Source organism: Stenotrophomonas sp. 3(2025) (genome assembly GCF_052665395.1).
This window is the reverse complement of sequence record NZ_JBQOIF010000018.1, coordinates 88,147-97,964: the sequence shown is the minus strand read 5'-3', so window position 1 is coordinate 97,964 and position 9,818 is coordinate 88,147. Positions and strand designations below refer to the sequence as shown.

The following is a 9,818-nucleotide window of genomic DNA, read 5'->3' as shown; positions in this document are numbered from 1 at the left end:
GAGCCCGGTAAAGTACCGGGAACAGGTCGCGCTGGCCGCCTGATCCCCCAACTGTCCAACTTTAGGGGGTCACTTCAGGGTGAGGGCGCTTTGCTTGCGAAGCACTGCTTCGCAAGCGCCCGAACGCCCAGCCGCCAGCGGCTGGGCCGGTCTGGGGGTTTACGGCGCCCCCTGCGCAGCCTACCCGACCGGCCAATCCACGGAATCTGCTTCTGGCGCCAGCCACGAGGGGCTCAGCCGTTGGCCGAATCCAGTAAAATCGCCCCTATGAACGCCCCCACCTTCCCCTACGACACCGCGCGCCTGAGCGAACTGGCCCAGCTGCTGATCGACAACGTCCGCGAACTGGCCCAGGCCGGCTGGACCCCGGCCACCAGCAGCAACTTTTCCCACCGCCTGGACGACCGCCACGCCGCGATCACCGTCTCCGGCAAGGACAAGGGCCGCCTGATCGAAGACGACATCATGGTCGTGGACTTCGATGGCAAGGCCGTCGGCCGGCCGCTGCGCCCGTCCGCCGAAACCCTGCTGCATACCCAGCTGTATCGCCGTTTCCCGGAGATCGGCTGCGTGCTGCATACGCATTCGCCGGTGCAGACCATCGCCTCGCGCCTGTATGCGCCGCAGGGCCATATCCGGGTGGAAGGCTACGAACTGCTGAAGGCCTTCGCCGGCAACAGCACCCACGAGATGGCCATCGACATCCCGGTGTTTGCCAACACCCAGGACATGGACGTGCTGTCGGCCCAGGTCGACGCCCTGCTCGACACGCAGACCCTTTGGGGCTACCTGATCGACGGCCATGGCCTGTACGCCTGGGGCCGCGACATGGCCGAAGCGCGGCGGCACATGGAAGCGTTCGAATTCCTGCTGCACTGTGAGCTGGAGCTGCGCAAGCTGCGTCGCTGAAGTTTTCGGCACCGCCAGATGCCGTTCTGGAATCAGGCGATCAATGCCACCCTGCTACCCTGTCCTTCCCCGAGACGTTCAAGCTGCCGCCATGAGCCGACTGCGCATCTACGACGACACCCGCCCCGAATCGCCGCTGCTGGACACACAGGACGGCGCGATCATCGCTGCCGAACTGCAGAAGATCGGCGTCACCTTTGAACGCTGGCAGGCCACCGCGCCGGTCGCCCCGGGCGCAAGCCAGGACGAAGTGTTCGCCGCCTACCGCGCCGACATCGACCGCCTGGTTGCCGAACGCGGCTTCAAGAGTGTGGACGTGGCCTCGATCGCCCCGGACAACCCGAACCGCGCCGAGCTGAGGAAGAAATTCCTCGACGAACACTTCCACAAGGAAGACGAAGTACGCTTCTTCGTCGCCGGCTCGGGCCTGTTCACCCTGCACGTGGGCGACAAGGTCTATGAGATCGAGTGCGTGAAGGATGACCTGATCGCCGTGCCCGACGGCACCACCCACTGGTTCGACATGGGTGATGAGCCCAGCTTCGTGGCGATCCGCTTCTTCACCGAGCCGGATGGCTGGGTCGGTCACTTCACCGGCACCGACATCGCGCAGAAATTCCCCCGTTACATTCCGACCCAGGCGTCCTGATCAATGCAGCCCCGCGTCATCCTGACCGACATCGAAGGCACCACCAGCAGCATCTCGTTCGTCAAGAACGTGCTGTTCCCGTACGCACGCCAGGCGCTGCCCGGCTTCGTCGCCGAGCATGGCCAGCAACCGGAGGTGCGTCGCTGGCTGGATGCAGTCGCCACCGAGATCGGCGGCGCCTGCCAGGACAGCCTGGTGGTCGAGACGCTGCAGGGCTGGATCGACCAGGACCGCAAGCACACCGCACTGAAGGCCCTGCAGGGGCTGATCTGGGACGCGGGCTACCGTCGTGGCGACTACACCGCGCACTTCTACCCGGAGGTAGCGCCGGTGTTGAAGGGGTGGCACGCCTCGGGCCTGCCGCTGTATGTGTACTCCTCCGGCTCGGTGCCGGCACAGAAGCTGTTCTTCGGCTTCAGCGACGCCGGTGACCTCAGTCCGCTGGTGTCGGGCTGGTTTGATACCGAAGTCGGCGGCAAGCGCGAGGCCGACAGCTACCGCCACATCGTGCAGGCCATCGGCGTTCCCGCTGGCGAGATCCTGTTCCTGTCCGACGTGGTCGAGGAACTGGACGCCGCCCGCGAAGCCGGCCTGCAGACACGCCTGATCGATCGCCTGGACGACTACCCGATGCCGCGCATCGGCGACGCCGCCAACGGCCATGATCGCGTCGAGAACTTCCAGCAGATCCAGCTGTAAAGCGCCGCCCCGCTGCGCCCGCCGGGCATGACCCGGCGCTACCGGGCACCGGCTCCGGTAGAGGCCAACCTTGGTTGGCGATTGGGGCCCCGCGCCAGAAGCGTGCCAACCAAGGTTGACACCTGCCAAGGCGGGTAGACGGCGCTGCTCAACGATCGTTGAGGGTCTTCACCTTCAAGGCCTCGCGCAGCGCAGCCAGATCCACCGGGCCACGCACGACGATGTCGCGGGTTTCGCCCGGCAGCAGGTCCAGCAGGTTGTCTTCCACCTGCACGTCGAGCGCGCCGAAATCGATCCAGGCTGCGCGCACCAGCGCGGCGCTGTGCAGCCGCAGGCGATAGTGGTCACCGTCGATCGCCAGCGTTGACGTCAACTGCTGGCGTGGCAGCACCTGGTCCTTGGCTTCAACGAAGCCGACCACCTGCCGCGCCGTCACCTTGCCATCCTGCAGCAGTTCGAACACCGCCACCGTCCGCGCCGGATCGGCGCCGGCCAGCAGCTCGGCATCCGCGTAGGTGCCGATATCGGTCACCCCGGCGGCAGCCAGGGTCACCGCCTGCTCGCGTCGGCGCAGCACCTTGCCCTCCACGTCCATCACCCGCAGGCGCCAACGTGCATCCAGCGCGGCACCATCGTTGATCAGGTGCACGCGGGTACTGCCTTCATCGCGCAGTGCGGCCACCGTAACCGGCGCGAAGAAGCGCCGCGCGGCATAGTGCAGCGCCTTCCAGCGACCGAAGTAGTCCACGCTCGACCACGATGCCCCCGGCCAGACATCGTTGAGCTGCCAGTAAAGCGAGCCCATCGTGTAGGGCCGCGAAGCGCGATGGTGCAGCGCCGCCAGGGCGATGCCATCGGCCTGCATCACCTGGCTCAGGTAGACGAAGTCCTCGAAGTCCTTCGGCGTGCCGTAGCCCAGTTCGATGTAGTGCAGCAGGCGTGTATTGCCCTCCCCGGCCATGAACTTCTGGTGCGCGCGGATCACCGGGCTGTCGATGCGCTGTTCGGCACGCGTGGCGATCTGGTCCACCGTCGCCACCGCCGGCCAGGCCTGCAGGCCGTACTCGGACATGAAGCGCGGCGTCTCGCGCAGATAGGCCTGCACCGGCAATGCCGGATTGCCCCACACCTGCCAGTAATGCTTGTCGCCACGGGTGGAGTCGTTGGCCTTCTCGTCCAGGTCGTTGCTGGGCGAACTGGACCAGTACGGCACGCCCAACCCATCTTCGCTCACCACCTGGCGCAGGTCGTTGCCGAACAGGTCGACGTAGCCCTGCCAGACCTTCGCTGCGAACGCCGGATCGGCGGACTTCAGGTCACGGCCGTGGCCCCAGTCCTTCCACGCCGTCTCTTCCTCGTTGTTGCCACACCACAGCACGATGCTGGGATGGTGGCGCAGCCGGCGCACGTTGTCGCGCGCCTCGGCGACCACGCTGGCGCGGAATGCCGGGTCGTAACCCGGCTGCATGCCACCGCCGAACATGAAGTCCTGCCAGACCAGCAGGCCCAGTTCGTCGGCGATGTCGAAGAACGCATCGTCTTCGTAGTAGCCGCCGCCCCAGTTGCGCAGCATGTTCATGTTGGCATCGCGCGCGGCGACCAGTACCTGGCGCAGGCGCGCAGCATCCACGCGCGCGGGGAAGGCGTCGAAGGGGATCACGTTCGCGCCCTTGGCGAAGATCGGCAACCCGTTGATGACGAAGGCGAAGCCCTGCCCTCCCTTGCCGTCCTGCTCGCGGCGCAGTTCGACGGTGCGCAGGCCAATGCGCTGTTCGCGTGCCAGCACCGGATCGGCACTGCCGTCCAGGCGCGCCTGCACGGTGTAGCGGTCCTGCGCACCATGGCCGACCGGCCACCAGCGCCGCGGCTTGGCCAGTTCAACCGGCACCTCCACGCTGTTCTGGCCGGGCTTCAGTTCGACCGTGCGCTGCACCCGTGCAACGCTGCGGCCGTCGGGATCCCGCACTTCAACGTCCACCGCAATCGGAGCGGCGACCGCGTCCTGCTCCACCTGCAGCAATACCGCCAGCTTTGCGTTTTCTGCATCAAGCGCATCAGTGCGTACGGCCACATCGGTCAACCGATGCGCATCCCATGCCTGCAGGTCAACGCCCCGCCAGACGCCGGCAGTGACATAGCGCGGGCCCCAGTCCCACCCGAAGTGGTACGCCGGCTTGCGCGCGAAGTTGCCGACCATCGCGTCCTTGGGTTCATCGCCGTAGGGCGAAGGATAATTGCCGGCAATCCTGTGCGGCATCGCCTGCACGCCGGGCAGCAGCGTGCGGATCGGCGAACGGAACACGATCTGCAGCTCATTACCCTTCGCACGCAGGCGACCTTCAACGCGGGCGCGCCAGGTGCGGTGGGCATTGTCGGCGCGCAGCAGTGGCTTGCCGTTGAGCGTCACCTCGGCATAGGTGTCCAGGCCGTCGAAGCGCAGCTCGGCATGGGCCTTGGCCAAGGTGGCAGCGTCCACATCGAAACGGGCGCGGTACTCCCAGTCGGCCAGACCGATCCACTGCAGCTCGGCTTCTGGCGCGCCAACGTAGGGATCGCGGATCAGCTCATGCGCCAGCAGATCGGTGTGCACGCTGCCTGGCACCGTGGCTGCGCGCCACTGCTGCAGGCCAGGATGGGCCGCGCCCTGCGCGTCACCGGGCAGCAGCCGGAACTCCCATTGCGCCTGCAGCGGTGCGGCGCCTGCCGGGAAGGCGCCAAGGGCGATCATCAACAGCAGCAGACGGACAGCGAGGGGAAGGCGATGCACGTGATGCTCCTGTTTTTCCGCCGGGTATGACCCGGCGCTACCAATGCCACACGCCACGGCAGCGCCGGACCACGTCCGGCGAGCACGCAGCGCGGCAGACCTCAACGCACGACGTTCAGCACTTCGTAGCACGCACCCATGGTGTGGTAATCCACCTTGCCGGCCGGGCTCTTCTCATCGCTGTACTTGCGGTTGTCGGCGTCGAGGATGCGGAACCATGCGCCGTATCGATGGTCGACGAAGTGCTCCCACGAGTACGCCCAGATACGGTCGTACCACTGCCAATAGCGGTCGTCGCCGGTGCGCGCGGCCATCAGCGCGGCGGTGGCCAGGGTCTCGGCCTGCACCCAGAAATACTTGTCGTCGTCACAGACGAAGCTGTCACCGCCGATCGGCGCGCCGTCCATGCCCGGCTGCCGGCGCGACTCCGGGGCGAAGCCGTAATACAGGCCGCCGCGCACCTCGTCCCAGCTGCGCTCTACGGCCACATCGAACAGATGCTGCGCGGTCGGCACCAGCCAGTCGGCCTGCACGTGACGGTCCAGGATCAGCAGCAGCTTGGCCCACTCGGTCTGGTGCCCCGGCTGGAAACCCCACGGCCGGAACAGGTGCTTGGGATCGTCCAGGTTGTAGTCCCAGTCGATGTTCCAGTTGACGTCGTAGTGTTCCCAGACCAGACCGCCGGCCTTTGCCGCCTGGCGGCGGGTCATGTTGTCGGCCAGCTGCAGCGCGCGCTCGACATAGCGCTGCTCGCCACTGGCCTCAAACGCGGCCAGCATCGCCTCGCACATGTGCATGTTGGCGTTCTGGCCGCGGTAGCCGGTGAAGTTCCACTGGCCGTCGGCCTCGTCCCTGTACAGGCCGTGCTCGGCTTCCCAGAAGCGCGCCTGCAGCAGCTGCCAGGTTTCGTCCATCCACGCGCGGGCTTCTTCGATGCCTGCCTTCAACGCACAGCTGTAGGCGAGCAGCACGAAGGCCACGCCGTAGCAGTGGTTCATGTCGTCCTCTACCACACCGTCGCGCAGGGTCCAGGCGTAGCCGCCGGTAGCCGGGTTGCGGTGAACCTCGCGCAGGTAGCGCACCCCGTGCTCGACCGCGTCGCGATACTCGGCGTTGCCGAATTCGCGGTAGGCCATGGCGTAGTTGAAGACGAAGCGGGTGCTGCTCACCAGATGACGATGGCTGGCATCGTAGATGCTGCCGTCGTCACGGAAGTAATGGAAGAAGCCGCCCTCCGGGTCGATGCAGCGCGGATGGTAGAACGCCATCGTGTCGGCGATGTGGGCGCGCAGGAACGCGGGGGAACGGAAATCGGGCGAGGTGCTCATGCGGGGAGATCCTGTAGCTGCAGCAGCTGCTGCACTTCATCGAACGAGGGCATCGCAGCGAACGCGCCCTTGCGGGTCACCGCCAGTGCGCCAACGGCGGCGCCGAAGCGCAGCGTGGCGGCGATCGCCTGCGGGTCCTGGCAGAACGCGGCAAAACCCGCACCTGCCCCACCCCGCTCCAGCAGGCCAACCAGCACGCCGCCGACGAAGGCATCACCGGCAGCGGTGGTGTCCACGGTGGCGACGCGGAAACTGCTGACCTTGCCCTGCGTTTCACGGGTATACCAATGCAGCGTGGCGGCGCCGTCGGTGATGATCACCCAGCGTGCCTGCGCGGCCAGCAGGCGACGCAGCACCAGCGCCTCGCCGTCATCGCCCAGCGGGGCGGCGAGGTAGTCCAGTTCCTCGCGCGACAGCTTGACCAGGTCGGCGCGCTCCAGCGCCTGCCACAGGCGCGGTGTCGGGTCGACATCGGCCGGCCACAGCGCCGGACGCAGGTTGAGATCCAGGCTGACCACCGCGCCGGCCGCACGCGCACGGTCCATGCCGGCGAACGTCGCTTCGGCGATGTCCGCTTCGGTCAGGCTGTTGGAACAGGCGTGGAAACACTGCGCGCCATCGAAGCAGCCGGCCTGGAAATCGCTGTCACGGAACAGCAGGTCGGCGGCAGGCGGACGGTAGAAGCTGAAGCTGCGTTCGCCGCCCGCGTCCAGTGCAACGAAGGCCAGCGCGGTTTTGGCCGCGTCGGTACGCACGATGTAGTCGGTGCCGACGCCGTGTTCGCTCAGGCTCTCCGCCAGGAAGTCGCCGAACATGTCGCGGCCGAGCATGCCGACGAACTGGGTCTTCGCGCCCAGCCGCGCGGCGGCCACCGCGACGTTGGCCGGTGCACCTCCGGCGTACTGCAGGAACGCGCGCGGGGTATCGGCCGAGGCCGGCGGTTGCGCTAGTAGATCGATCAAAATTTCGCCGAAGCAGACGATGGAACCCATTTTCGACTCAGCCTCCCTGCGTGCCGGCAGCCGGCGCGCGGGCGCCGACCAGTCCGTAGAAAATGATGTAGCCGTAGCACAGCAGCGGCAGGATGAAGCTGGCCTGCACGCCGATGTGGTCAGCCAGGACGCCCTGCAGGTATGGCACCACCGCGCCACCGACAATGGCCATGATCAGCAGGCTCGAACCCTTGCTGGTCAGCGGGCCCAGGCGCTCGATGCTGAGCGCGAAGATGGTCGGGAACATGATCGAATTGAACAGGCCGATCGCCACCACCGAGTACAGCGCGACATTGCCGGAGGTCATCATGGTCAGCGTCAGCAGGCCCACGTTGACCAGCGCGAAGATCGCCAGCAGGCGGCTCGGCGAGAAGCGCGCCAGCAGCGCCGAACCGGCGAAGCGACCGATCATCGCCATCGTCCAGTAGGCCGACACATAGTGGGTGGCTTCCTGCTCGCTGAAGCCGCCGATGGTGGGCATCGACAGGTAGTTGACCAGGAAGCTGCCGATCGATACTTCAGCACCGACGTAGAAGAAGATGCCGAGCACGCCCAGCAGCAGGTGGCGCTTGCGCAGCGCATCCAGATAGCTGTGCTGATGCCCCTGGTCAGCCTGTTCGGTAGTGTCGTTCAACGCCGGCAGGCGGAACAGGAACACGAACAGGGCCAGCAGCACCAGCGCCACGGCCAGGCCGACGTAAGGGCCCTGCACTGCGTGTGCCTCGGCGGTACGGTAGGCGAGCTGCTCGGCGGCCGGCTGCGCGGCGATCTGCTCACCGCTCATGGCCGTGTTGGACAGGATCAGCATGCCGCCGAAGATCGGCGCGATGGCCGTACCCAGCGAGTTCAGCGCCTGCGCCAGGGTCAGGCGGCTGGAACTGGTCTGCTCCGGACCAAGCAGCGCGACATACGGGTTGGCCGCCACCTGCAGCACGGTGATGCCGGTGGCCAGCACGAACAATGCACCGAGGAAGGCGCCATAGACGCGCAGCTCAGCAGCCGGCCAGAAGCCCAGCGCACCGATGCCGGCGATCACCAGTCCGGCGACGATGCCCTTCTTGTAACCCAGCGCTGCAACCAGCCGCCCGGCCGGCAACGACATCAGGAAGTAGGTGCCGAAGAAAGTGAACTGCACCAGCATTGCCTTGGCGTAGTTCAGCTCGAACACCGCCTTCAGATGCGGAATCAGGATGTCGTTGAGGCAGGTCAGGAAGCCCCACATGAAGAAGATGGTGGTGACCACGGCCAGCGCCTTGCCGTTGGTGACGGCAGGCTGGTTGCCCGGGGAACCCGATGGGCGGGGCGTTGCGGAGATCGGCATGCGGTACGCGCCTCGATGCGCGAAAGGTCGTTGGTACGTGGAAGGGTGCAATCAGTTCAGGTGCGAAGCATCAATTCAATTCGGACGTGCGGCGCTGCTTTCGCGGATGCGCAACTGTACCGGGGCGACCGTGCGCCGTGGTGGCGCGTCCGGTTCCTCCAGCCGCTGCAGCAGCAGCGAGGCCGCCTGCCGCCCGCGTTCGCGCGGGTCGGCCGTCAGTGTGGTCAACGGCGGCACGGCAACCGACGCTTCGGAAATATCGTCGAAGCCGGTCACCGCGAAGTCACCGCCGGGACGGATGCCGCGCGAGTTCAGGCCCAGCATCAGGCCCAGCGCGACGGTGTCGTTGTAGCAGACTGCTGCGCTCGGCCGATGGCCGTCGACGAACAGTTCATCGGTGCGCGCGGCCGCTTCCAGGCGGTTGGGTGCAGATTCGATCATCCAGCCCGGCGGCAATGCCAACCCGGCTTCGGCCAGTGCCTGCTGGAAACCGGCACGACGCTGGTGGCAGGAACTCGATGCCGCGTGGCCACCGAAGAATGCGATCTGGCGATGGCCGCGCTCGATCAGGTGACGGGTGGCCAGGTAGGCACCATGCTGGTTGTCCAGGGTCAGGAAGTCCCAGTCGGCGCCTTCCAGTTCGCGGTTGAACAGCAGTACGTTGGCGTTGGCGCCCAGCACCTGCCGCAGCAGCGTGGCATCGCTGCCCTCGGCCGGCGACAGGATCAGGCCCGCAGGCGTGTGTTCCATCAGCGTGGACAGCACCGCCTGCTGCCGCTCGGGCGACTCGCCGGTACTGCCGAGCAGGGTCACGTAGCCGCGTCCGCCCAGTGCCTCGTCCACACCCGAAGCGAATTCGGCGAAGAACGGGTTGGACAGATCGTTGATGACCAGGGCGATGCTGGAGGACGTGCGCCGCCGCAGGTTCGCTGCAGCGCGGTTGTAGACGTAACGCTGGCGGCGCAGCTCAGCCTCGACCCGGGCGCGGGTATCGACGTTGACCAGCGGGCTGCCGCGCAGCACCAGCGACACGGTCGCGCGCGAAACGCCGATGGCACGGGCGATGTCGGTCACCGTCACCGCCTTGCCGGAACGCTTGCTGGAACTGTCGCTGTTGTCGTTCATCGTCTTCCCGCACTCCGATGGATGCTCA

8 protein-coding genes are annotated in these 9,818 nt (G+C 66.7%); 3 read left to right on the top strand and 5 right to left on the bottom strand.

Annotated elements, in window-relative coordinates; genetic code table 11:
- Window positions 1–267 precede the first annotated feature (267 nt).
- The 3 genes from ACUXVE_RS14395 to mtnC all read left to right on the top strand — a co-directional run bounded on the left by ACUXVE_RS14395 (window position 268) and on the right by mtnC (window position 2,257).
- The gene (locus tag ACUXVE_RS14395; protein WP_049467062.1) at window positions 268–909 is read left to right on the top strand and encodes a methylthioribulose 1-phosphate dehydratase; all 642 of its coding nucleotides are present in this window, start codon (window positions 268–270) and stop codon (window positions 907–909) included.
- 91 nt (window positions 910–1,000) lie between these two features.
- The gene (locus ACUXVE_RS14390; protein WP_093819651.1) at window positions 1,001–1,558 is read left to right on the top strand and encodes a 1,2-dihydroxy-3-keto-5-methylthiopentene dioxygenase; all 558 of its coding nucleotides are present in this window, start codon (window positions 1,001–1,003) and stop codon (window positions 1,556–1,558) included.
- A gap of 3 nt (window positions 1,559–1,561) precedes the next feature.
- Window positions 1,562–2,257 (top strand): acireductone synthase, encoded by a 696-nt coding sequence (mtnC, locus tag ACUXVE_RS14385; protein WP_093819653.1) that lies wholly within the window; start codon window positions 1,562–1,564, stop codon window positions 2,255–2,257.
- 148 nt (window positions 2,258–2,405) lie between these two features.
- On the opposite strand, the gene ACUXVE_RS14380 is transcribed toward mtnC, so the two are convergent.
- The 5 genes from ACUXVE_RS14380 to ACUXVE_RS14360 form a co-directional block, all read right to left on the bottom strand.
- A complete protein-coding gene (locus ACUXVE_RS14380) occupies window positions 2,406–5,024 on the bottom strand; it encodes a beta-mannosidase (RefSeq protein WP_445514655.1) in 2,619 nt (872 codons plus the stop codon).
- A gap of 101 nt (window positions 5,025–5,125) precedes the next feature.
- Window positions 5,126–6,352, bottom strand: coding sequence for an AGE family epimerase/isomerase (locus ACUXVE_RS14375; RefSeq protein WP_445514654.1), 1,227 nt, complete (start codon window positions 6,350–6,352; stop codon window positions 5,126–5,128).
- Window positions 6,349–7,344 carry a carbohydrate kinase family protein gene (locus ACUXVE_RS14370; protein WP_445514653.1) on the bottom strand — a complete coding sequence of 332 codons (996 nt, stop codon included), beginning with the start codon at window positions 7,342–7,344 and terminating at the stop codon, window positions 6,349–6,351. Before ACUXVE_RS14370 ends, ACUXVE_RS14375 begins: the two co-directional genes overlap by 4 nt.
- Window positions 7,345–7,351: 7 nt before the next feature.
- Entirely contained in the window at window positions 7,352–8,665 is a 1,314-nt protein-coding gene (fucP, locus tag ACUXVE_RS14365) for an L-fucose:H+ symporter permease (protein WP_445514652.1), read from the bottom strand.
- A 75-nt stretch (window positions 8,666–8,740) separates the two neighbouring features.
- On the bottom strand, window positions 8,741–9,790 hold the full coding sequence (locus ACUXVE_RS14360) for a LacI family DNA-binding transcriptional regulator (RefSeq protein ID WP_025874798.1): 1,050 nt from the start codon (window positions 9,788–9,790) through the stop codon (window positions 8,741–8,743).
- Between the last annotated feature and the right edge of the window lie 28 nt (window positions 9,791–9,818).